This is a genomic window from [Ruminococcus] lactaris ATCC 29176, assembly GCF_025152405.1.
Taxonomy (GTDB): Bacteria; Bacillota; Clostridia; order Lachnospirales; family Lachnospiraceae; genus Mediterraneibacter; species Mediterraneibacter lactaris.
The window spans coordinates 2,530,861-2,555,262 of the sequence record NZ_CP102292.1; the positions used below are offsets into that span (position 1 = coordinate 2,530,861).

The following is a 24,402-nucleotide window of genomic DNA, read 5'->3' on the forward strand; positions in this document are numbered from 1 at the left end:
ATAATAAATATTCTGTAACCGTCTTCGTATCACTTACTCTGTAAAGAGTGGTGTAGAGTAGTATCTGTCTCCGCTGTCCGGCAGCAGGGCTACGATAGTCTTACCTTTGTTCTCCGGTCTTTTCGCAAGTGCGATCGCTCCTGAAAGAGCTGCTCCTGAAGAAATACCTACGAGGATTCCTTCATGCTTTGCCAAAAGTTTCGCTGTGGCAAATCCTTCTTCGTTATCTGCTTTATATACTTCATCGTAAACCTTTGTATTCAGTACATCCGGTACAAATCCTGCTCCGATTCCCTGAATCTTATGTGCTCCGGCTTTTCCTTCGGAAAGAACCGGTGAAGATGCAGGCTCAAGGGCTACGATTTTCACATCCGGATTCTGGGATTTCAGATATTCGCCAACACCTGTCAGTGTTCCGCCTGTTCCGACTCCTGCAATAAAAATGTCTACCTTTCCGTCTGTATCGTTCCAGATCTCCGGTCCGGTTGTCTCTCTGTGCATCTTCGGATTTGCCGGGTTTACGAACTGTCCCGGGATAAAGCTGTTCGGGATTTCCTTTGCAAGCTCCTCCGCTTTTGCGATCGCTCCCTTCATTCCTTTTGCTCCTTCTGTCAGAACGATCTCTGCTCCGTATGCTTTCAGGATATTTCTTCTCTCAACGCTCATCGTCTCAGGCATGGTAAGGATGATTCTGTATCCTTTTGCCGCTGCGATCGATGCAAGACCGATTCCTGTATTTCCTGATGTTGGCTCAATGATCACTGAACCTTCTTTTAAAAGTCCTTTTTCTTCTGCGTCTTCAATCATGGCTTTTGCTACACGATCCTTTACGCTTCCAGCCAGATTGAGATACTCAAGCTTAACAAGAATCGTAGCTTCCAGTCCCAGCTCTTTTTCAAGGTTCACCGGCTCAACGAGCGGTGTATTTCCGATCAGTCCTAAAGTTCCTTTATAAATAGCCGCCATAATATATATCCTCTCTTTCTTTTTCTTTCCTACTCGATTGGTATGTTTTATGAGTTGCATTATACACTGCAAATACCTATCTGTCAACTATGTTTTATATGTTTTTTAATTTTTATGATGTCAGGGTCAAAAGGTCTGAAACTTCTGCACTTAAAAAGCAGCCGTTCCTGCTCGGAAACGACTGCTTCTTTCTTCACCCTACTTTCAGGCGAAACTTCTGTATCTCTTTTTCACTGGATACTTTCTCGATGATTCCACCGAGACTTCTCAGTTTTTCTTCAAATCTCTCATATCCACGCTGGATATAAACAATATCATCCACGATCGTAATACCGTCTGTTGCAAGTCCGGCAATACATAACGCTGCCCCTGCACGAAGATCGGGTGCACTGACTCTGGCTGCTGAAAACTTCTCCACACCCTCGATCGTAGCAGAATTACCTTCCACCTTGATATTCGCTCCCATACGTGCAAGCTCATCAAGATACTTAAAGCGATTCTCAAAAATACTCTCTGTGATCGTACTTGTTCCACTTGCAAGTGCAAGTACTACACCGATCTGCGGCTGCATATCTGTAGGATACCCCGGATATGGAAGTGTCTTCACCTGCGTACTCTTCAGCCTGCCCTTTGCCACTACACGGACTGCATCGTCAAACTCTTCCACTTCACAGCCGATATCGATCAGCTTTGAAATGGTCGCGTCAAGATGCTTCGGGATCACATTCAGAACCGTCACATCTCCACGGGTCGCTGCTGCAGCAAACATAAATGTACCTGCCTCGATCTGATCCGGGATGATAGAATACTCTGCTTTATGAAGTGACTTCACTCCACGGATCTTGATCACATCCGTTCCTGCTCCTCTGATATTCGCTCCCATACTGTTCAGGAAGTTCGCCACATCTACTACATGAGGCTCTTTTGCAACATTCTCCATGATCGTGATACCATCAGCCATTGCTGCTGCCATCATCACATTGATCGTAGCTCCAACCGTTACCACATCAAAATACAGATGCGTTCCTTTCAGATGCTCTGCCTCTGCAACGATCTTTCCGTACTCAATATCCACATCTGCCCCTAAAGCCCGGAAACCTTTCAGATGTTGGTCGATCGGTCTGCTTCCGATATTGCAGCCTCCCGGAAGTGCCACTTCCGCTCTCTTGTACTTGCCCAGCAATGCTCCCAGAAGGTAATAGGATGCTCTTATCTTCTTTATATAATCATAATCAATGCTAAAATCTCCGATCGTGCTTCCGTTAATCTTCACCGTATGCCTGTCAATACGCTGAACCATAGCCCCGATCCCTTCGATGGCTTCCAGCATCACGTTAATATCATTCACATCCGGAAGGTTCTCGATCAATACCGGCTCATCTGCCATGATCGCTGCTGCAAGGATACCTAAAGCGGCATTCTTGGCACCACCAATCTCAACTTCCCCTACCAGCGGATTCCCGCCTTTTATGATATATTGTTCCATTTCACACCTCAATAATCTTATTTTATTATCTCCCCATAAGTCAATGCATACCGTCCACAGCCTGCTGCCGCATTCCCCAAGTCCCTGCTGCCCGCCCCCTCAAGACGGGTGCCATCGTTCACTGCAAATATATAGCAGGAACTCTTAACGGTCTATTCCATATATAATTATACCACAAAATCGTGCTTTATGGAATCCCTTTTTTCCGGTGCATCATTCCCGCTGCTTTTCAGGCTTCTCCCTCAACTACCCGGATCACATTATCGATCGTCTCTTCGATCTGACAGCCATCCTCATCAATCGTGATATCCGCATACTTTTCAAAATAACCCACACGCTCATCATACAGATTTTTCAATGTCTGTCCTTCTTTCAGCACGACCCCTCTTTTTTTCGGATTTCTGATCCTCTTCTTTATTGTCTGATAAGAAGCCTTCAGATATACAATCTTTCCGATCTCTTTAAAATGTTCCATTGCTTCTTCACAGTAAATAACACTTCCGCCCGGTGAGATCACTGCATTCTCACACTGAATATCCCGGTTGACCTGATTCTCGATCTTAAGGAATCCGTCATCTCCCACCTCTGCAATGATCTCCCGGAGCAGCTTTCCTTCTTGTTCCTGTATCAGAAGGTCTGAATCAATAAAGTTCATTCCAAGCCTCTTGGCAACTACAATACCGACCGTACTTTTCCCTACAGCCGGCATCCCGATAAATATAAGATTTTCTTTCATATGTATTCTGTCCCTTCCTCCCGGTCACGCTCTTCCTTTTCAGGACTGTTATCTATAATATGATGTTGGGGTCAAAAGCCCCCAACTATGATGCCTACGGATTGTTCCGTGCGTTGCACTCCCACAATCCTCCCAATTATTCGCATATCGTGGGATTGTCATCCCACTTTTAGGCTCATATTGGGGCGGGTCCCAAGGCCTTTCATCCACTTATGAGCAAGCTCATGTGGATTTAGACCTTTTGACCCTGGCATCTATATATAAGCGGATTATAGCACATAATTCATATTTCATACAAGTATACCGCCCGGCTGATCCTCCGTTTAAACGGTCTAAAAACTGCCGTTTATATAAAATTGATTCCGTGTCCTGCGATTCCGGCATCTTTGATTGTACAATTCCTGATATAACATAAGCTCGATCATATCTTTCAACTGTGCATTTTTTTCAATTTCAAGATATCTTTCCTCATTTTTTCTTACATTTTCATAAATTCTTCCGCACATCAGCTGTAATTGCAGCCGGTCCGGATACTCATCATAGATGACACTGTTCCCATATTCCATCCGGTCACACTCCTCTTCTATATAAGGAAGAATCCTCTTTGCAAGAGCCGGATAAAGACTCTTCATATACTCCAGATCCATTCTCTCCACCCGTTCATCATCATAAGCAAGCGGCATCGGATAAGCCATATAATAAGGCAGTTTCTGATTCATTTCATTCACTCCCGGTCTGACATTATATTTCACTATATGCAAAATACAGCCAAAGGTTCTTTTGTGCCGACGAGGCGATTTTAGGCAGAATCACTGCTAATGCCCGGCTGCTCTATTTTACACAACAGGCAAAGGAAATAAAAAGGGGAAAGCCTTATTCGCTCTCCCGTAAAATATTCAATATCTCAAGTCTTGTTCCGCCAAGTCCGATCACATCATCCTTCTGGATCACTACCGGCCTTGTCACCGCTTCCCCGTTCAGATAAGTTCCGTTCCTTGATCCTTCATCTTTCAGATATAACTTATCGCCTCTGTGAACGATCACACAATGCTTCTTGGATACTCTTCCATCTTCTGATAATGAAAGATATCTTTCATAGCCCTGTCCCGACTCTGCTCTTCCGATCCCAATATTACTGTAAAAAATAAAACTGTACTTTGTCCACGAATCCAGATCTTCCAGGATTACTTTCCACTGGCGGCGTTTCTTCTGCTCTTTTCTCTGCTCTGCCTGTGCCCTGCGTGCTTCTTCCCGGCGTGCCTGTGCATACTGCTGCCGCCCGTTCTCTGCACCCTGGCTGCTCTGCGGTCTGCCATCTGCTCTTTTCCGTCTGTCTCCCGGCTGCTGTGCTTCTTCTGCATCTGCCGGTTTCTTCCTCTTTTTCTTTCTGGCTTCCGCCCGCTTTGCGGCCTCCTCTGCCTTATTTTTCTTTATACTGAAAAATGTTCCGCTCAGTAATGCAATACATCCGATCACCAGTACTGCCATTACGATCCAATACCACATACGAATTTCTCCTTCCCATTCTAAATTTAAATGGTACTATATTTTTTGCTGTACGGCAAGCATTATATGACTTTTCTGTCGAAAAATGTCAGATTCTTCCTTCTGAATCTTTCAGAAAAAGCCTGAATTGGGTATACATTTTTCTAACTTCTTGGTATGATATAGATTGTGAGAGTAAACTGCAACTAACTCATTGAACAGACCACAACAAAAAGAAAGAGGAGATCCTATCATGGAAAGAAATGAACCATGTTGGTGCGGCAGCGGCAAAAAATATAAAAAATGCCATATGCCCATCGATGAAAAAATACAGCTTCACGCAGACCACGGGGAGATCGTTCCGTCAAGAGCGATCCTCAAGACTCCTGCACAGATCGAAATGATCCGCAAAAGTGCTGATCTTAACACAGCGGTTCTGGATGAAGTAGCAAAGCACATCCGTATCGGAATGAGTACAGCCGAGATCGATGAAATTGTCTACCGTTTTACGACAGAGCATGGAGGAATCCCGGCACCTCTGAATTATCAGGGATTTCCGAAAAGCGTATGCACTTCACTGAATAATGAGATCTGCCACGGAATCCCGGATGAAAATATCATTATCCAGGACGGAGATATTATTAATGTAGATGTTTCTACTATTTTAAATGGATATTTTTCAGATGCATCCCGGATGTTCAAGATGGGAAATGTCTCTGAACGTGCCGAACGTCTTGTACGCGTTACGGAAGAGTGTGTCCAGCGGGGACTTGCAGCCGCAAAGCCATGGGGACATCTGGGCGATATTGCCGATGCCATCAATACGCACGCACAGGCGAATGGTTATTCCGTTGTGGAAGAGATCGGTGGTCACGGGATCGGACTTGAATTTCACGAAGATCCTTTCGTAAGTTACGTTACACCAAAGGGAAGTGAGATGCTCCTCGTTCCGGGTATGATGTTTACCATCGAGCCTATGATCAACGAAGGCAGTCCTGACTTTTTTGTGGACGAAGATAACGACTGGACAGTCTATACGATCGATGACGGTCTTTCCGCACAGATCGAGTACATGGTACTGGTAAAGGAAGACGGCATCGAAGTACTGACCAAATAATAAATGCCCTGTCGAAACTCGCCCTGCGTGTTTTTTTGTGTCTTAACATTTACTAAAAATTTTAAAATTTTTACTTATTTTATGGTAAATTATCACAAGAAATAGTATGATGAAATGGAAGTATTATGAAAGAGAGGGCTTTATATGAAACAAGATAACATGTTGGCTATGATTTTAGCGGGAGGACGTGGTACAAGGCTTCACGACCTGACAAAAAAAGTGGCCAAACCGGCCGTTTCATATGGCGGAAAATATCGTATTATTGACTTTCCACTCAGCAACTGTGCAAATAGTGGTATTGACATTGTCGGTGTCCTCACTCAGTATGAATCTGTTCTCCTCAACAGCTATGCTGCTGCAGGAAGAAGATGGGGACTTGATGCAAAAGATAGTGGAGTTTACATACTTCCTCCTCGTGAGAAAGCAGATACAGGACTTGATGTATACAGAGGAACTGCCGATGCGATCTCCCAGAATATCGACTTTATTGATTCCTATTCACCGGAGTACCTCCTGATTCTTTCCGGAGATCATATTTACAAAATGGATTACGATAAGATGCTTGAGTACCACAAGGCAAATCACGCAGATGCAACGATTGCGGTGATTGAAGTACCAATGAAAGAAGCCAGCCGTTTTGGTATCATGAATACAAATGAGACAGGCCGTATCGTAGAATTTGAAGAAAAACCCGAGAAACCAAAGAGTAACCTTGCATCCATGGGTATTTATATCTTTAACTGGAAACTTCTTCGCAAGATGCTTCTCGCTGATATGAAGAATCCTGAATCCAGTCATGATTTCGGTAAAGATATTATCCCGACCATGCTCGCAGATGAAAAGACGCTTTTCGCCTATAAATTCAAAGGCTACTGGAAAGATGTAGGAACCATTGATTCCCTCTGGGAGGCAAATATGGATCTTCTGAGCAAGAACAATGCATTGGATCTGAACGATTCTTCCTGGAAGATCTATACAGAAGATGTCACTGCTCTTCCACAGTTTGTCGGTGCCGATGCTGATATTGACAGAGCTTTCATCACACAGGGATGTGTCATTAACGGAACTGTTAAGAACTCAGTACTCTTTACAGGTGTAAAAGTTGCTACAGGTGCAAAAGTCATTGACAGCGTCCTGATGCCGGGCGTTGAGGTGGCTGAAGGTGCAGTCGTAACCCGTGCACTTGTTGCCGATAAGGTAAAGATCGGAAAGAATGCCGTAGTCGGCAGTGCAGACAGTGAGAATATCGAACTGGTTGCAAAACGTGTAAAGGGGGAAGAGTAAGATGAGTAAAGCATTTGGAATTATTAACTTTGCAAGAAATGACGTACATGTAAGTGGTATGCTGGATTATCGTCCGATCGGAGCTTTTTCTTTCCTCGGAAGATACCGTGTGATCGACTTTCCTATTTCCAATATGAGTAACAGTGGTATTGATGTCATGCAGGTGTATGTCCGCAGAAAACCCCGTTCCCTTGTAGAACATCTCGGAACAGGACGTCATTATAACATCAACTCCAAGCGTGGAAAGCTGAATATCCTTTTTGCAGAGACGATTGAAGAGAACAATGTCTACAATACAGATATCGCTGCATATATTGAAAACCTTGACTGCTTTGATGAGATTGATTCCGAATATGTTATCCTCGCACCAAGCTATATGGTTTACACAGCAGATTATAATACATTCCTTCAGACTCATATCGAGTCCGGTGCAGATATCACACTGATGTATCACAGTGTAGACAATGCAAAGGATCATTTCCTGAACTGCCATGCACTGGATATCAACAAGCAGAAGGGTGTTCTCTCCATCGAGCCAAACCATGGAAATACAAAGAGCAAAAATATCTTCATGGATACTTATGTAATGAAGAAAACTCTGTTCCTTGAACTGGTTCAGAAAGCTCATAAGCTTTCTTCCATGTATACACTTGCTGATATCGTACGTGAAGAATGTGAAGAACTGGATGTTCGTGCTTATCCTCACCGTGGATTCTTTGCTACGATCACTGACTTCAACAGTTATTATGATGCAAATATGGAACTGATCAACCTCAAGAAAGCAACAGATCTTTTCGATGATAACTGGCCGATCTACACCCGTACAAATGATTCCTGCCCGACGCAGTACTTTGATGGAAGTGAAGTGAAATCTTCCGTTATTTCCAACGGCTGCCTGATCGAGGGTACGATTGAAAATTCTGTTATCGGACGTGGCTGTATCATCAAAGAAGGAGCAGTTGTTAAGAATTGTGTCATCAATGCCGATGTAGTCATCGGAAAGGGTGTCCATGTTGAAAATCTTGTAATAGACAAGCATGCACGCCTGATCCGTGGAAAGCGTGTCATCGCAGCACCAGAAAAACCGGGATATATCAAGCGTGGCGACCGCCTGTAGGGCAACTTTGATCCATTGATCATTTATAAAGATTATTTTGTCAGCAAGACTTTTGTCTTTACATAATAAACCTTCCAAAGAAACCCGCTGCTTCATGGAACTTCCATCGCAGCGGGTTTCTCATAATTTATCTCTTTTCTTCTCTACTCTTTTGAACTTTCCGATTCTTTCTGTAAATAACCGCCAGTCCTTTCAACAACAGATCATCATCCAAAATAATCTCTCTCTTACAATGCGGCACAATCTTCTTCGCAAGTCCGCCTGTCGCAATCACGGTGGCCTCCCCTTCCAGCTCATCCTGCAGTCTGTCAATAATTCCATCGATCGCTGCGGCACTGCTGTAGATAATTCCACTCTTCATGCATTCTACCGTATTCTTTCCTATGATATTCTCCGGTGCTTCAATCCCAATCCCTCCAAGCTGGGATGCACGAGCCGTCAGTGAATCCAGTGACACTCCGATTCCCGGATAGATCATTCCTCCGATATAATTTTTATTTTTGTCAATCACACTGACTGTATTGGCTGTTCCAAGATCCAGGATCAGAAGCGGTACAGGATATTCTGCGATCCCGGCTACTGCATTCACAACCAGATCACTTCCAAGCTGTGCCGGATTATCCATACGGATATTGAGTCCCGTCTTAATCCCTGCTCCTACTACCAGCACTTCTTTCTTGAGGATCTTTTCAACTGCAAGCTTTACAATATTCGTGATCTGCGGAACAACTGAGGAAACGATCCCGCCCTCTATATCACTTCTGTGAATATGATAGATATCCAATACATTTTTAATATCGATCGCATATTCCAGTTCGGTCTTCGTACGCACTGTGGACAGACGTTCCACAAATAAACATTCATCCCCGTCGATACATCCCAGTACAATATTTGTATTTCCTACATCAATCGCTAATATCATTTTTCTCCTGCCCCTCTCTGAAACTCAGGATACGGTCAAGGATCTCTGCCGCTGTATCCTCTTTTGACATCTTGCCGAGCTGCTCATCCCGATCCTTCGTGATAATCGTTACAATGTTCGTATCACCACCGAATCCGGCACCTTCCACCTTCAGGCTGTTCGCAACGATCATATCCAGGTTCTTTTTCTGCAATTTCCCACGGGAATTTTCAAGCATATGCTCCGTCTCCATGGAAAATCCGCAGAGGAACTGTTCTTCTTTCTTATGCATTCCAAGATAAGCTAAAATATCGTCCGTACGCTCCAGCTCCAGTGACAGATTGTCTCCCTTCTTCTTTACTTTCTCATCACTGATATATTTCGGACGGTAATCTGCCACAGCCGCCGCTTTTATGATGATATCCTGTTCAGCAGCCCGTCCTGTCACTTCATCAAACATCTCCTTCGCTGTCGTAACCGGCACAACCTTCACAAACTCCGGCTTCTTCAGTGCTGACGGTCCTGTGACAAGCGTAACCTCTGCACCTCTCTGCATGCAGACCCGTGCGATCGCATATCCCATCCGTCCCGTAGAATGATTCGTGATATAACGAACCGGATCTACCGCCTCCTGCGTCGGTCCTGCGGTCACAAGAACTTTCAGTCCTCTCATGTCCTTTTCCCGTGCCACTTCCTTTAAAATATACTCTAAAAGAAGCTCCGGCTCAGGCATCTTTCCTGCCCCTGTATCTCCACACGCAAGATAGCCGACTGCCGGTGAGATTACTTCATAACCATAATATTCCAGTTTTTTCAGATTATCCTGCACGATGGGATTCTCGAACATATTCGTATTCATTGCCGGTGCAATGATCTTTCTGCATCTGCATGCCATCACCGTTGTTGTCAGCATATCATCCGCAATTCCACCGGCAATCTTCCCGATCACATTCGCACTTGCAGGTGCGAGCATGACAACATCTGCCTTTTTCGCCAACGATACATGCTCCACACTATATTGAAAATTCCGGTCAAACGTATCAACCAGACATTTATTTCCCGTCAGCGTCTCAAACGTGATCGGATTGATAAAGTTCGTGGCATTCTGCGTCATCAGCACATGCACATCTGCGTCCAGCTTCTTTAATGCACTGGCAAGCGATGCGATCTTGTATGCTGCAATACTTCCCGATACGCCTAACAGAACTGTCTTCCCCTTCAGCATCGAGTTTTCCTCCTTTTGTCCGCCTCTTCCAATATTTACGCTTTATTATAGGGCATTGAATATGAAAAATCAACGGCTGTGTATAAAACTCCCTTCCCAGGGAATGCTGTTACTGTTCCTGAATTTTCTGCTGGTGAAGATCTCTTTCTGTCGCAGATCCAGAATCAGAAACAGCAGTCAATATCAGTAAATCAACAAATCACAGGAGGTTTTTATCCATGGACGAACAGACCCGTAAACTTTTAGAAGAGTGTACATCAGGATGCAAAATGGCTGTCAGCAGTATTCAGCAGATCCTTGAATTTACTCAGGACTCAGCACTCCAGAAAATATTGAACAAATACATCGAACAGCATACACACCTGCAGCAGACAGCAGAAAGCCAGTTGTCAGCAGACGGTTTTGAGCCAAAAGATCCGGGAATGCTTGCTTCAGCATTTTCCTGGTTTACAACAGAAATCAAGCTGGGCATGAACTCTGATAATTCTGAGATTGCCAAGGTTCTGATCGATGGATGCAGTATGGGGATCAAAACCCTGGGCGAGCGTGCCAATACACTCTGCCAGGCAGATAAAAGTGCTGATTCCATTGCCCGCAGGATCATAAAACTTGAAGAAGAAATGATCCGTGAACTGGAGCCGTTTTTATAACTTGTCCAATCCTCGCCTTTCCGATATAATATAATTTGGAGGATTTTATATTATGATATGCAAATGACGAATCGTTTTTTGTTATATCTGACTAAGGAAAGAGAGGAAAAAGTATGAAAAATGCAAAATTTGCAGGTGTCCAACGGCTTCTGTCTGCTGTATTTGCTGCTACGGTAGCACTTACTTCTGTGCAGATCCCGGTCTACGCGACACCTCAGACGCAGGCGGCAGAACAGACCAGCCAACTAGTCAATATTGCCGGTGACTGCGAAATTACTGTCCCCAGTTCCCAGAGTGGCTATGGTGCGGAACGTATGACTGACGGAGACAGCAGCACAATGTGGATTCAGAACGATGGAACATGGCCGAGTACCGTGTCCTTAAAATTACCCGCCGATAATACAAAGCGGATCAAAAAAGTCGTATTAAAATTTGAATCCGGTCAGAGTGCGTGGGGAGTTGACGTAACGCTTTCTCATGCACTGAACAACGTTACCAGTGACCTGGTTATAGATAATACTGCCACGGTCACATCTTTCGATGACGGTTATGAATTTACTTATGATACTGCCTTAAGTTTTACGCATACCTTCATTGAACTGTCAAATCCGACTAACAATGGTGCTGCCGGAGGATTCTGGCCGGCACTTGCAGAGGTGGAGATCTGGGCTGAAAATGAAAGTGGTGAGGAGTCTCTTACCAATGTAGCCCCTGCTGCAACGATCACCTCGGTTGGCGGAGATTACGGCACAAAAAGCAACCTCACAGATGAGGACTATAGTTCTCTCTATGTATTTAATGGTGGTGGAATGTCCACTCTGCCAGACGGTGCATGGATCGAAATGGAACTGGATCGGGAATATCCTGTCAAATCCATGGAGGCTGCTTTTGAGCATCTGTCTTCTGACGAAAACAATTTCCAGTTTACCTTCGATATCTATGGGAAGAGTTCAACTGACACGGAATGGCAGACACTCTTTGCCGGAGTGAATGCAACCCGTCTGGATGACGGCTATCTTCAGACACTGACACTGGATTCCATCAAAAATCTCAAATCGGTCCGCATCGTCATCACCAGCATTACCAATACAGCAGGTGATCCATGGCCGGCACTTGCGGAATTTAAAATTTTCGCTGATACAAGCGGTTCCGGTTCAGAGGATACGGAAAGTATCGCCTATAAAAAGCCGGTTCATACAAATGCCGGAGGAGTTGTCTCCCGTATCAATGATGGTTCTACCATCAATACATGGACGGGTGAACGTTATCCGGCTTATGTAGATATTGATCTGGAGGCCAATTATAAGCTGGATGAGATTCAGGTTTATACTCCTTCTGCCGGTTATTCCCAGTATTCTGTCTATACTAGTATGGATGGACGGGATTTTGAGAAGTTAGCCGAAAAGTCTGACAAAGAAAACTGCCCTGCTAAGGGGGAATCTTATCAAGCAAATAAAAAAGAAGCACGAATCGTACGTGTCTATGTGGAATATCAGTCTGAATCCTCCAAAGCACTGATCAACGAGATCCGTGTGCTTGGAACTCCAAGTGGTACAGCTGTTCAGGAGACTCCTGCAGTACAGGTTGAAGATTTTAAAAACTCTGCATACAACGTAACTGTTACCGATCAGGATACGATCAATGAAGTAAAGGGAATTATTGAAAGAAGAATCGGTGCAGCTTATAAAGACTGGTTTACATTTGAACTTGCAGATGCTGCAAATGGATATGACTATTATGACCTTTCCCAGAGCAACGGAAAGATCCATATCAAGGGAAATAACGGTGTATCTCTTGCAACCGGTCTGAATTATTACCTGAAATATTACTGTAACGTCAATATTTCCCAGGTCGGCGATCAGGTCACCATGCCGAAAAGCATTATTCCGGTTGAAGAAACGGTACATAAAGAAACCAAATTCCCGGTTCGTTATTCTTATAACTACTGTACCCTCTCCTACTCTATGGCTTTCTGGGGCGAAGAGGAATGGAGAAATGAGTTAGACTGGCTTGCACTGAATGGTGTAAATGTAGTTCTTGATGCCACAGCTCAGGAAGAAGTCTGGAGACGTTTCCTTACAGAACTTGGTTATACTCATCAGGAAGCCAAAGATTTCATTGCCGGACCTGCCTACTATGCATGGGCCTATATGGCAAATCTTTCCGGTTATGGCGGCCCGGTTCATGATACCTGGTTCACTGAGAGAACGGAGCTCGCAAGAAAAAATCAGCTTATCATGAGAAAGCTCGGCATGCAGCCTGTCCTTCAGGGATATAGCGGAATGGTGCCGGTAGATATTACTTCCAAAGATCCTTCGGCAGAAGTGATCAAGCAGGGAACCTGGTGTTCTTTCCAGCGGCCAAGTATGCTGAGGACAGACAGTGAGTCTTTCACAAAATATGCAGCACTCTTCTATAAAGTACAGAAAGAAGTTTATGGAGATTCCGCTCATTATTATGCAACAGACCCGTTCCATGAAGGTGGAAATACCGGTGGTATGGATTCCGCTGTTATTTCGCAGAAAGTCCTTGCAAGCATGATGACTGCTGATCCTCACGCAACCTGGGTGATCCAGTCCTGGCAGGGAAATCCGACAACGGCTCTGCTTCAGGGATTAGGTGACAACCGCGATCATGCTCTTGTTCTGGATCTCTATGCGGAAAAGACACCTCACTGGAATGAGACCAACCCTGGTTACTACGGTGGTGCAGAAGGCGGCGGAGAATTTCTGAATACTCCGTGGGTTTACTGTATGCTGAACAACTTCGGTGGACGTCTCGGACTCCATGGACATATTGATAATTATGTTGAAGGAATCGTAAATGCCTCTAAGCAGGCTGAACATATGGCAGGAATCGGTATCACACCGGAGGCATCTGTAAACAATCCGGTTCTCTACGATCTTTTCTTTGAAACGATCTGGGCTGATGACGGAAATAACTTACAGAAGATCAATCTTGATGAATGGTTTAAAAATTATGTAACAAGACGTTACGGTGCAGACAGTGACTCCGCTTATCAGGCAATGGAAATACTGCACGACACCGTATACAATCCTGCATACAATATGAAAGGACAGGGTGCTCCTGAGTCTGTTGTAAATGCCAGACCGGGACTGGATATCGGTGCAGCTTCTACATGGGGAAATGCTGTTGTTGATTATGATAAGAAAAAACTGGAAAAAGCAGCCGAGCTGCTCCTTGCAGACTATGATAAGCTGAAGAACAGTGCCGGCTATCAATATGACCTTGCCAATGTACTGGAACAGGTATTGTCCAATACGGCTCAGGAATATCAGAAAAAGATGGCGGCAGCTTTCCGCTCTGGTGATGCGGAAGAATTTAGTACCCTTTCCGATAAATTCCTTTCTATTATTGATATGGTAGAAAAAGTAACCGGAACACAGAAAGAATTTCTTGTCGGTACATGGATCAACGGTGCAAAGAAACTGGCAAAAAATTCCGATGATTTTACAAAAGAACTTTACGAACTGAATGCCCGCAGTCTGATCACCACATGGGGAAGTTACGACCAGGCAATCAGCGGTGGACTGATCGATTATTCCAACCGTCAGTGGGCCGGTCTGACCAACGATTACTATAAAATGCGTTGGGAGAAATGGATCACTGAACGTAAAAAAGAACTTGCCGGAGAATCTTATACCAATTACTCTGCTCAGGACTGGTTTGAGATGGAATGGGCATGGGCAAGAGGTACAAATAAATATTCCGGTACTCCGAATGGTCTTGATCTTCAGGGACTCGGAACCGATGTCCTTGCTAACTACTCACTCACCAATATGCCGAAAGATCCTGCCGAGGATGATTCCAGAGATCTTCCGCTTGAAGGCATGACTGCTACAGCAGGAAGTGAACAGGCAACGACCGGAAGTGAAGGACCGGCATCCGCTGTACTGGATCAGACTACAGGTACGATCTGGCACAGCAAATGGAGCGGTGATGCTCGTGAAAATCTCTGGATCGATATCGCTCTTGGAGAGAGTAAGACGGTAACCGGACTGCGTATGCTTCCAAGATCCGGTGGTGGGAATGGAACTATCACTTCCTACCGCATCGAGATCAGTAATGATCACGGCAAGACTTATCAGGAAGTTGCCACGGGTACATGGAACAGCAGTGACAGTTGGAAGATGGCAGAGTTCCATGCCATCCAGGCTACCAATGTACGCCTCTATGCGGTAGAATCTGTATCAGACACCAGCAATATTTTTGCATCAGCAGCCGAGATTCGTATCATGGGACCAGCTACTGCAATCGTTCCGGCAGAGGAAACTATAGTAAATATCGCAACTCCTTCTAAAGAAGCAGATCTGTCATCTGCACAGGCTGCAAAGGAGACTGATAAATACACCGTCTCTACAGTCTGGAAAGATGCAACCGGAACAACAGTAACGGCTATATCAAAGGATAAGAATGCGACTCATGACTATACGGCGAAGATTACTCTCACCCCTGTCACAGGATATTCCTTTGACAAAACCAGTGTACCGGATACATTGACATTGAAACTCAACGATCAAAGAACCGTTGAAGCTATTCCGGTCACAGACAGTGTTCTCAATGATGATGGAACTGTCACAATTACTTACCAGTTCAGCAATATGTTCCAGGGAGGCTCATTACGAATGGATCAGTCTTCTCCTGAAAAATCTACGAACATGAGATTTGGATATGACTTTAAGTTACCGGAAGCTTCATCCGAAAAAGATGAGATTAGCTTTAAAGGCTGTACCTGGTATTATGGAGTAGCTGAGGATGACTTAAAGAATACCTTCTCTCCAGACAAAACAAACTTTATAACGAATCCTGATAAAAAAGGAGCTGAATACTACAGATCCAATATCGTATTCACAAATCTTTCATCCGGTGCTTATAAACGCTCTGTATATGCCAGAATCCTGGTAAAATATACAGTAAATGGAAAAGAACGCAGTGTGATGGGAACATTTGTAGATTCAAGATCCGTCAGCATGATCGTTGAAGGAATCCTTGCCAATACGAACGCAGATCAGACGGAAAAAGATTATGCACAGAAAATCAAAGATGCAATTTTAAAGTAATCATTTTTCTTCAATCATTAAAACAGGTGAAGCCGACGCATTTGCGTCGGCTTTATCTGACCTTATATCTTTTTTCAGAATTGACCATTTTTAACGGTTCACATTTGTTGTATAGTAGAGAGAGTTTGAAAGGAAAGAGGTTTAACTATGAATACAACAACAAATTCAAAACTGAAAAAGATCGTTCTTACCGCATTGTTCGCAGCACTTTCCTGTGTTGCAACTATGTCGATCAAGCTTCCTACACCGGGAACCGGCGGATATATTCATCCGGGTGATGCAATGGTAATCCTCTCAGGTGTCGTTCTCGGACCATGGTGGGGACTTCTTGCAGGCGGAATTGGTTCTGCAATGGCAGATCTCCTTGGCGGATATTTCGTGTATGTTCCGATCACTTTTGCGATCAAAGGACTGGTAGCTGTCTGTGCCGGACTCTTATATCAGAAGATCGGTCATACTTCCAAGTCACGTTATGCCGCTGTCATTCTCGGCGGTATAGCTGATATCATCCTCGTAGCCGGTGGCTACTGCTTCTGCGAATACTTTTTCCTGTATGGTTCAGGTGCATTCGCAAGCGTACCTGCCAACCTGATCCAGGGACTCGGCGGACTCATCATTTCAGCAGTCCTTTATCCGATCCTTATGGCTGTCCCGGATGTAAGACAGACTGCCAATGCGGTAAATGAATAAGGAAACGAACAAGACTTAAAATTCCTGACAGCAAAAAGAACCAGTCATTTGCATAAGCAAATAGCTGGTTCTTTTTTATATGCTCATTTCACTCCGTCCACAGTTTCGTTCATCTCAACGTCAGTGTATCGATCGGTTTCAATACGATCGCTGAGTATGCTCCCATATTCAGCATGATCTCTCCATCCTCTACAATGTACTCATCATAAGCTGTTGTATATCCTTGCTCGTAGGTATAGATCAGACGCTTCATTCGCCCACTCATCTCCATTCCTGTCAGCCAGACAGGTACTGTTACTTCTTTCAGGATACTGCTGTTATTCACAATAATAACCAACTGCTCATCCTTTTCAAACCGTCCATATGCCAGCAGATTCTTCCCTGCGGCAAGCAGCTTGATTGAACCTTTTCTGAGCGGTTTTTCCGTCTTATGGATACGGATCATCTCTTTATGAAATGCAAGCAGCTCCTGATCTTCGTGCCCCCACGGATAAGTCCTTCTGTTATCCGGGTCAGTAAAACCACACAGTCCCACTTCATCTCCGTAATAAACCGTCGGTGCACCTACCCACGTCATCTGCATCACAACTGCTTCACGCATGACCGCAAGGTTTACACCCTCTTCTGCTCCTTTTGTGCCATGCTGGCTTACCCGTCCGACTTTATGGTTCGTCCTTGTAAGGAACCGGGAATGATCGTGGTTGGATAATTCATTCATTGCCACCTGCAGAGACGGGGTCAGCATACTTGCCATAAAATGTCTCATTGCCCCGATAAAATTATCTGCATTGCCCCACAGATCCGTTCTACGCTCATCACTGTGCTTCTCCATACCGGTCAAAAACCAGGTCACCGGCTCCATAAATGCATCATAATTCATCACACTGTCCCACTCGTCTCCCTGAAGCCAGTCCTGTGGATCTCCATAATGCTCTGCAAGGATCAGTGCATCCGGGTTCACACTTTTGACCTCTTTACGGAAACGTTTCCAGAATAAATGATTATATTCATTGCTGAATCCGAGATCCGCTGCGACATCCAGTCTCCAGCCGTCAATATTATAAGGTGCAGACACCCATTTCTTTCCGATCCGCATAATGTAATCTTCCAGATCCGGTGACTCCTCATACGCCAGCTTCGGCAGTGTATCATGTCCCCACCAGCCATCATATGTCCCATTGTACGGCCATGCTGAATCCTGGTTATTATGGAACAAGAAAAAGCTGCGGTACGGACTTTGCGCACTCACATACGCCCCCTTCGGGTAATCCGGCTGCGGTTCATAGATTCTCTCTCTGTCCATCCATTTATTAAAAGAACCGCAATGATTAAATACCCCATCCAGGATCACTTTCATTCCCCGCTGATGCATTGCATCCACCAGCTTTGCAAATAACTGGTTGCTGGCTTCCAGATTCCGCAGGTCTCCGGTTCTCTGCTGATACTTCGTTGCATGGATATTGTCCTTTGCACCCTTCGGAAGTACTTCTCCGTCATCCACTACGATCTTTCCGTAATGAGGATCAATATAATCATAGTCCTGTATATCATACTTATGGTTCGACGGAGACACGAACAGAGGATTAAAGTAAATCACCTCGATTCCAAGATCCTGCAGATAGTCCAGCTTATCTATGACTCCCTGCAGATCTCCGCCATAAAAGTTCCTGATATCCATGGATGCCGGAGCCTGACTCCAATCCTTAATTTTTTTACATGGAGCTCCGATATAAATATATTCATCATCTTCTACGTCATTTGTCGGATCTCCGTTATAGAAACGGTCTACAAAAATCTGATACATGACCGCCCCTTTTGCCCATTCCGGTGTGGAAAATCCCGGCTGGATAATAAAGGAATAGTACTCTTCTGCCCGGTAGGTCACACCATACCGGCTGAAATAGCAGATCTCTGTTCCTTTCTTGATCTCAAAATAATAGCGGAACGGCTCAGTTCCCAACTGATATTCGATCTCATAAAAATCAAATTCACCAGTCGTCTGCATTTTCCATAAAGTATAGATCTGTTCTCCTGCATGGAGCTTCACCTCATCCACATCATTGTGGGCTGTACGAAAACGCAGAACCACCTTTTCATTTATCTCCGGTTCTGCCGGAATGACATAATCGCCTGTTCCATCACAAAATAATGCTTCTCTGTTCATTCTCACCCTCCTCCGCTCCTTCGTATTCTGGATTCATAACCTATGAGAGAACCTGACACTGGCAGTTTCTCCTGCATACTCTGCTATGTCAGAAAACCCCCGGCCGTCAGTTCCTTCTGACGACAGAGGGTATACAGTAAACCTTTTTCAGGCATCCGTCTCACTTTCCTCAAACAGTGCTTCAAATTCGCTTCTGGTTATCTTCTCTTTCTCAAGCAGCAGTTCTGCACACTTTTCCAATACAGGATGGTATTCCTGAATAATACTTCTTGCCTGTGCATAACACTCATCTATGATCCGCTTGACTTCTTCGTCGATCGTTCCGGCAATCTTTTCTCCGTAACCTCTTGAAGTATGACCAAAATCTCTTCCGATAAAGACTTCATCACTGTCATTGTCATAATTGATCAGTCCCAGTTTCTCAGACATACCAAACTTGGTGATCATTGATTTTGCAATCGCTGTCGCCTGCTTAATATCCTGTGATGCACCTGTTGTAATATCATCAAAAATCTCTTCTTCTGCGACACGTCCTCCAAGAGATACTGTGATCTCCTGAAGCATATGTCCCTTTGTATTGAACATATCATCTTTTTCCGGAAGCGGCATTGTATATCCGCCTGCTCCACCCGTTGGAATGATGGATACACTGTATACCGGTCCTACATCCGGCAACACATGGAACAGGATCGCATGCCCTGCTTCATGATACGCTGTGATCCTTCGTTCCTTCTCTGAAACGATCCGGCTCTTCTTCTCCGGTCCGATCCCGACTTTTACAAATGCATGACGGATATCGGACTGCTGGATGAATACCCGGTTCTCCTTTGCTGCGAGGATCGCAGCTTCATTGAGAAGGTTCTCAAGATCTGCTCCTGAAAATCCTGCCGTCGTCTGTGCGATCTGCTTCAGATCCACGTCATCCCCCAGCGGTTTATTTCTTGCATGTACTTTCAGAATCTCTTCTCTTCCGCCCACATCCGGTCTGCCGACAATCACATCACGGTCAAACCTTCCCGGACGTAAGATCGCCGGATCAAGGATGTCTTTCCGGTTCGTTGCCGCCATCACGATGATGCCTTCATTTACACCAAATCCATCCATCTCTACGAGGAGCTGGTTCAATGTCTGCTCTCTCTCATCATGGCCACCGCCCAGACCGCTGCCGCGTCGTCTTGCAACAGCATCAATCTCATCAATAAACACGATACAAGGTGCATTTTTCTTCGCATCCTGGAACAGATCCCTGACACGGGATGCACCGACTCCGACGAACATCTCCACGAAATCCGAACCCGAAATGCTGAAGAACGGAACTCCCGCTTCTCCTGCTACTGCCTTTGCAAGCAGCGTCTTACCCGTTCCCGGAGGTCCCTCCAGCAGAACTCCCTTCGGGATCCTTGCTCCAAGCTGGGTATATTTTCTCGGTGCCTTCAGGAAATCAACGATCTCCTCCAGCTCTTCTTTCTCTTCTTTCAGACCTGCAACATCTGCAAATGTCACCTTGATCTCATTCTGTGTACTCATTCTTGCACGGCTCTTTCCGAAATTCATCGCTTTTGAATTTGTTCCGCCATTCTGACGGTTCATCAGCATAAACAGTAAAAAGATACCGCATAAAGTAATCAGTGACGGAAGGACTGCTGACATGATGATGGACTCTTTCGGAACATCCTCAAGACTGTATTTCACATCATTTTCCTGCAGAAATTCTTCCACCTTCCCTACGTCCGAAACATTCAGGCTTCTTACAGATGAATCATCTTTCAATGACAACGTCACCCGTCCGGTCGGCACAGCACTGTTCTGTCTGATATCTGCCGCCGTGACATTCCCCGCTTCTACTTCTTTTACAAAAGTAGAGTAGGAAATTTCCTGCTGGTGCATCTGCACCTTGTTCGCCATCCACAGGATGCCTCCTATGATAAGGATGAACAGCAGGATCGAGCCCCAGTTCACGCCTCTGTATTTCTTCTTGTTCTCCAAGGCTTATAACTCCTCCTTATTCTACACCTTCCACAACTCCGATATACGGAAGGTTTCTATATTTCTGTGCGTAGTCCAGTCCATATCCGACTACAAATTCATCCGGGATCTCAAATCCCGTATAATCCACCTTTACATCCTTCACACGACGATCCGGTTTGTCCAGAAGCGTGCAAAGATGAAGGCTTGCAGGCTTTCTTCTCTGAAGTACATCCATCAGATAATACAGCGTATTTCCTGAATCAATGATATCTTCCACGATCAGCACGTCTTTTCCCTCGATGGACTCATCCAGATCCTTTGCAATACGCACTACACCGCTGGACTTTGTTCCGTCTCCGTAGCTTCCCACGCACATAAAGTCCATGGAAACCGGTACCGTAATTCTCTTTGCCAGTTCACACATGAAAAAGACTCCGCCCTTCAGCACACAGATCAGATGAATCTGCTTTCCCTCATAATCTTTGCTGATCTGCTCTCCTAATGCTCTAATTCTTGCGTCAACTTCTTCTTCCGGAACTAATACTTTTATACTCTCTGCCATGATCCTATTCCTCCACAATCTTTATCTTAAGAATCTTTGTTGTCTGATCCCCAATCTGATATGCCGCACTCATCCGCATACCCGGGATCCATACGATCTGTTCTTCTTCCGCGATCAGAAGTATCCGGTCCCTTTTTTCCTTTGGGACTTTCTCATTAATAAAATAAGACTTCAGCTTCTGCCGCTTTCCCCGGCTGTCAATCACCAGCTCATCACCGGGTCTTCTGTATCTTATACAGAGTCCGCTTTTGATTATATCATAATCAAAGCATTTCGTGTAGCTTTTTTGTGGCAACTCTTTCCCTGAAACTGCTTCTTCTCTTCCACAGATCTCACAGCAGACTTTCTGCCCCGTTCCCGGGAAATAAGTTTCCCCCGGAATCTTCAGTTCCACGCTCTGCTGCCCGGCACCTTCTTTTTCCTGAGCCTTTTTCTGATTCTTTTTCTGATCCCTGTCTTCAGATCTTCGCCGGATCTCAACTCCGGCATAGGTTCTGACCGCCCGGAGCTGATACGGAAGATCCCTGCTTTTTCCGACCTGCCTGCCAAATAACCCTCTTACTGCTTCCATATGCACTGCTTCAATATCTTTCTGTGCTTCTGCCATTTCACAGATACACCGACGGATCAGAAGAGACTTTAAAACGCCCGGAAGTTCTGCATATTCTTCCTCTTCAATCCTGAGTCCTGCCGGCTTTTCTTCCTTTTTCCCCTGCTGCTTTTCTTCCGGATTTTCCTCCGAAACATCCACCGGATGGACCATCTGTCTCCATGCCGCATCCGTCTGCAGGTTCAGATACTCCCATATTTCTTCTGCCTGTAAACTCAGACGGTTGATATGCTCTACTGTCTGACGGTTGATCTCCTGTTCCATAACCGGAAGAATCTTGTGCCGGATCCGGTTGCGGGTATACTCATCTTCTTCGTTCGTCTCATCAGTACAATAGGAAATCTGCTCCTCTTCCAGCCACTCTTCAATCTCTTTCCTCGTCAGACAGAGCAGCGGACGGATCCGGTTTCCGTAAACCGGACGAATCCCGCACATTCCCTGAAGCCCGCTTCCCCTCGCCAGATTCAGAAGTACTGTCTCTGCATTATCATTTTTATGATGTGCCGTTGCGATCTTATTCGCACCGGACTCCCTGCATACAGTCTCAAAAGCATTGCTCCGTACGATACGGCCTGCTTCTTCAAGAGATTTTTTCCCATTTTTTGCAATTAATTCCACATTTTCATGAAAAATCCTGCAGGGAACATCAAGTTTTCTGCACAGCTCTTTCACATAAGCCTCATCCTGCTCTGCCGCCTCTGCTCTCAACTGATGGTTCACATGGCAGACGATCACCTCAAACCCAAGCTTTTTCCGCAGTTCGCAAAGCACAAAAAGCAGGCATACCGAATCTGCTCCACCCGATACACCTGTCACGATGCGGTCACCCCGCCCGATCATCTGATACTGTTCAATATACTGCTCTACTTTTTTTCTTTTTTTATCCATCATATGTAAACTATACCGAAATACTTTTTAATTGTAAATCCCTGCTGTTTAACTTTTCAGACTTTCCTGTCACGCTTTCCATATCCCGACTGCAAGGACTGTCATATCATCCTCCGGTTCTCTTCCCGTCCAGCTCAGAACCTGCTGAAGAATATGATGTGCCAACTCCTTCGGATTGCTGATGGCAGTGCCTTTGATGATCGTCTCCAGGAGCAGATCCTGTTCTCCCACCGGCAGTGCATCCATCACACCATCCGTTACCATAATGATAAAATCTCCATCTTCCAGTTGCCGACGCACCGAATCGATTTCTATAGAATTGATCACTCCGATCGGAAGACTGGTGGAATTTAAATGTTCCACTCCGGCTTTGCTTCGGATAAATGTTGAAGATGCTCCCGCTTTGATGATCTCACATTCCCCGTTGTACAGGTCAAAGATCGTCATGTCTACCGTCGAGTAATGGATTTCCTCACGCCCCATCACCAGAGTTGTATTAATCATCTGGATTGCAGTCTTTTCCGGAAATCCCGCCTCCAGAAGTTCTTCTAAAAGCTCCACCACCAGGGTACTCTCCCTGCACGCGGTTTCACCTGAACCCATCCCATCAGAAAGCACCACGCCCTTTTTTCCACCCGGCAGCTCCATCATGGCAAAATTATCGCCTGAAATGCTGTTGCACCCCTTGCCGATCCGGGCAACTCCCGGAATTGTATAATATGCCGGTCCTTCCCTGCAGATAACCGTCATATAATTCTGCCCGATCATCTGGGCACTGTCATTTTCTGCGACAAACCGTCGTCCTGTTGCGGCTGATACGCACCGCACCAGTTCCCGGACAGTCATTCTCTTTTTCTGCATCGCTCTCGCAGTCACATGAACTTCGTATTTTCCTTCCCGGTTCATGAAAAACTGCGTATACAGAACCTTGACGCCACGCTTTTTCAGCTGCCCGGAGATCCGCCGCTCCATCCGTTCATCCGTAAAAATACTTTCCTCCAGTTCCCTTGCACTGCTCTGAAGCATATCCGCAAAAGTATCCAGTTGGATCGCACATCCCTCTCTGCTTCTTGCGATCCGGTTGATCCAGATCATGTTCTGTCTTGCATCATGAAATCCTTCCAGCATTTCCCTGAGAAACCGCGGTGCCATGATGCAACGCTGCATCAGTTTCCGCTTGGTTTCTGTATTCAGATCATTCCCGTAATGATCCACCGCAGACAGGACTTCATATCCCATCTGATAGGTATGGATAAAATTTTCTCCCCAGCACCATTCACATTTCTCACATTTTGAGCAGACTTTTTCTTTCAGACGACGAAACATCATCTCGATCTCCTCATCCGAAAAGGCTTGCTTTTTTTCTTCCAGCCCAAGAAATATCTGTGAAAGCTGCTTTACAGAACCCGCAAAACGTTCGATCTGTTCCACATAGGGGCTATTATGCAATGTCTGCCCGTCGTTCATATCCT

The 24,402-nt window shown here is 45.2% G+C and carries 18 protein-coding genes; 6 read left to right on the top strand and 12 right to left on the bottom strand.

The features are described 5' to 3' along the window. Window positions 1-33: 33 nt before the first annotated feature. The 5 genes from cysK to NQ541_RS11830 form a co-directional block, all read right to left on the bottom strand. On the bottom strand, window positions 34-966 hold the full coding sequence (gene cysK, locus NQ541_RS11810) for a cysteine synthase A (protein ID WP_044940111.1): 933 nt from the start codon (window positions 964-966) through the stop codon (window positions 34-36). Window positions 967-1,159: 193 nt separating this feature from the next. Continuing rightward, window positions 1,160-2,452, bottom strand: a complete 1,293-nt coding sequence (locus NQ541_RS11815; protein WP_005609516.1) for a UDP-N-acetylglucosamine 1-carboxyvinyltransferase — start codon at window positions 2,450-2,452, stop codon at window positions 1,160-1,162. A 229-nt stretch (window positions 2,453-2,681) separates the two neighbouring features. Further along, window positions 2,682-3,188, bottom strand: a complete 507-nt coding sequence (locus NQ541_RS11820; protein WP_005609517.1) for a shikimate kinase — start codon at window positions 3,186-3,188, stop codon at window positions 2,682-2,684. Window positions 3,189-3,520: 332 nt separating this feature from the next. Next, the gene (locus NQ541_RS11825; protein WP_044940572.1) at window positions 3,521-3,907 is read right to left on the bottom strand and encodes a hypothetical protein; all 387 of its coding nucleotides are present in this window, start codon (window positions 3,905-3,907) and stop codon (window positions 3,521-3,523) included. Window positions 3,908-4,061: 154 nt separating this feature from the next. After that, window positions 4,062-4,694: an FHA domain-containing protein gene (locus NQ541_RS11830; protein WP_005610653.1), complete on the bottom strand. Its 633-nt coding sequence runs from the start codon at window positions 4,692-4,694 to the stop codon at window positions 4,062-4,064. A gap of 232 nt (window positions 4,695-4,926) precedes the next feature. On the opposite strand from NQ541_RS11830, the gene NQ541_RS11835 reads away from it, so the two are divergent. The 3 genes from NQ541_RS11835 to glgD all read left to right on the top strand — a co-directional run bounded on the left by NQ541_RS11835 (window position 4,927) and on the right by glgD (window position 8,191). Beyond that, window positions 4,927-5,790 carry a methionyl aminopeptidase gene (locus NQ541_RS11835; protein WP_005610652.1) on the top strand — a complete coding sequence of 288 codons (864 nt, stop codon included), beginning with the start codon at window positions 4,927-4,929 and terminating at the stop codon, window positions 5,788-5,790. 144 nt (window positions 5,791-5,934) lie between these two features. Continuing rightward, window positions 5,935-7,074 carry a glucose-1-phosphate adenylyltransferase gene (locus NQ541_RS11840; RefSeq protein WP_005610651.1) on the top strand — a complete coding sequence of 380 codons (1,140 nt, stop codon included), beginning with the start codon at window positions 5,935-5,937 and terminating at the stop codon, window positions 7,072-7,074. Window position 7,075: 1 nt separating this feature from the next. After that, the gene (gene glgD / locus NQ541_RS11845) at window positions 7,076-8,191 is read left to right on the top strand and encodes a glucose-1-phosphate adenylyltransferase subunit GlgD (protein WP_005610650.1); all 1,116 of its coding nucleotides are present in this window, start codon (window positions 7,076-7,078) and stop codon (window positions 8,189-8,191) included. Window positions 8,192-8,318: 127 nt separating this feature from the next. On the opposite strand, the gene NQ541_RS11850 is transcribed toward glgD, so the two are convergent. Together NQ541_RS11850 and coaBC are read right to left on the bottom strand one after the other, a co-directional pair. After that, on the bottom strand, window positions 8,319-9,113 hold the full coding sequence (locus NQ541_RS11850) for a type III pantothenate kinase (protein WP_005610649.1): 795 nt from the start codon (window positions 9,111-9,113) through the stop codon (window positions 8,319-8,321). Next, window positions 9,097-10,317, bottom strand: a complete 1,221-nt coding sequence (gene coaBC, locus NQ541_RS11855) for a bifunctional phosphopantothenoylcysteine decarboxylase/phosphopantothenate--cysteine ligase CoaBC (protein ID WP_005610648.1) — start codon at window positions 10,315-10,317, stop codon at window positions 9,097-9,099. Before coaBC ends, NQ541_RS11850 begins: the two co-directional genes overlap by 17 nt. A gap of 218 nt (window positions 10,318-10,535) precedes the next feature. Here coaBC and NQ541_RS11860 point away from each other — a divergent pair, with 218 nt between their 5' ends. From NQ541_RS11860 to NQ541_RS11870, 3 genes are all read left to right on the top strand, one after another. Then, a complete protein-coding gene (locus NQ541_RS11860; RefSeq protein WP_005610646.1) occupies window positions 10,536-10,967 on the top strand; it encodes a hypothetical protein in 432 nt (143 codons plus the stop codon). 113 nt (window positions 10,968-11,080) lie between these two features. Then, on the top strand, window positions 11,081-16,048 hold the full coding sequence (locus NQ541_RS11865; protein ID WP_005610645.1) for an alpha-N-acetylglucosaminidase TIM-barrel domain-containing protein: 4,968 nt from the start codon (window positions 11,081-11,083) through the stop codon (window positions 16,046-16,048). A 147-nt stretch (window positions 16,049-16,195) separates the two neighbouring features. Next, window positions 16,196-16,738 carry an ECF transporter S component gene (locus NQ541_RS11870; RefSeq protein WP_005610644.1) on the top strand — a complete coding sequence of 181 codons (543 nt, stop codon included), beginning with the start codon at window positions 16,196-16,198 and terminating at the stop codon, window positions 16,736-16,738. Window positions 16,739-16,847: 109 nt separating this feature from the next. Here the strand turns inward: NQ541_RS11870 and NQ541_RS11875 are convergent, their stop codons facing one another. The 5 genes from NQ541_RS11875 to NQ541_RS11895 form a co-directional block, all read right to left on the bottom strand. Beyond that, complete coding sequence (locus tag NQ541_RS11875) at window positions 16,848-18,902, bottom strand: alpha-glycosidase (protein WP_005610643.1); 2,055 nt, start codon at window positions 18,900-18,902, stop codon at window positions 16,848-16,850. Between the two features lie 147 nt (window positions 18,903-19,049). Beyond that, a complete protein-coding gene (ftsH, locus tag NQ541_RS11880; RefSeq protein ID WP_023920463.1) occupies window positions 19,050-20,807 on the bottom strand; it encodes an ATP-dependent zinc metalloprotease FtsH in 1,758 nt (585 codons plus the stop codon). Between the two features lie 97 nt (window positions 20,808-20,904). After that, window positions 20,905-21,432, bottom strand: a complete 528-nt coding sequence (hpt, locus tag NQ541_RS11885) for a hypoxanthine phosphoribosyltransferase (RefSeq protein ID WP_005610641.1) — start codon at window positions 21,430-21,432, stop codon at window positions 20,905-20,907. A gap of 4 nt (window positions 21,433-21,436) precedes the next feature. Beyond that, entirely contained in the window at window positions 21,437-22,933 is a 1,497-nt protein-coding gene (gene tilS / locus NQ541_RS11890; RefSeq protein WP_005610640.1) for a tRNA lysidine(34) synthetase TilS, read from the bottom strand. 66 nt (window positions 22,934-22,999) lie between these two features. After that, window positions 23,000-24,397, bottom strand: coding sequence for a SpoIIE family protein phosphatase (locus NQ541_RS11895; RefSeq protein WP_005610639.1), 1,398 nt, complete (start codon window positions 24,395-24,397; stop codon window positions 23,000-23,002). Between the last annotated feature and the right edge of the window lie 5 nt (window positions 24,398-24,402).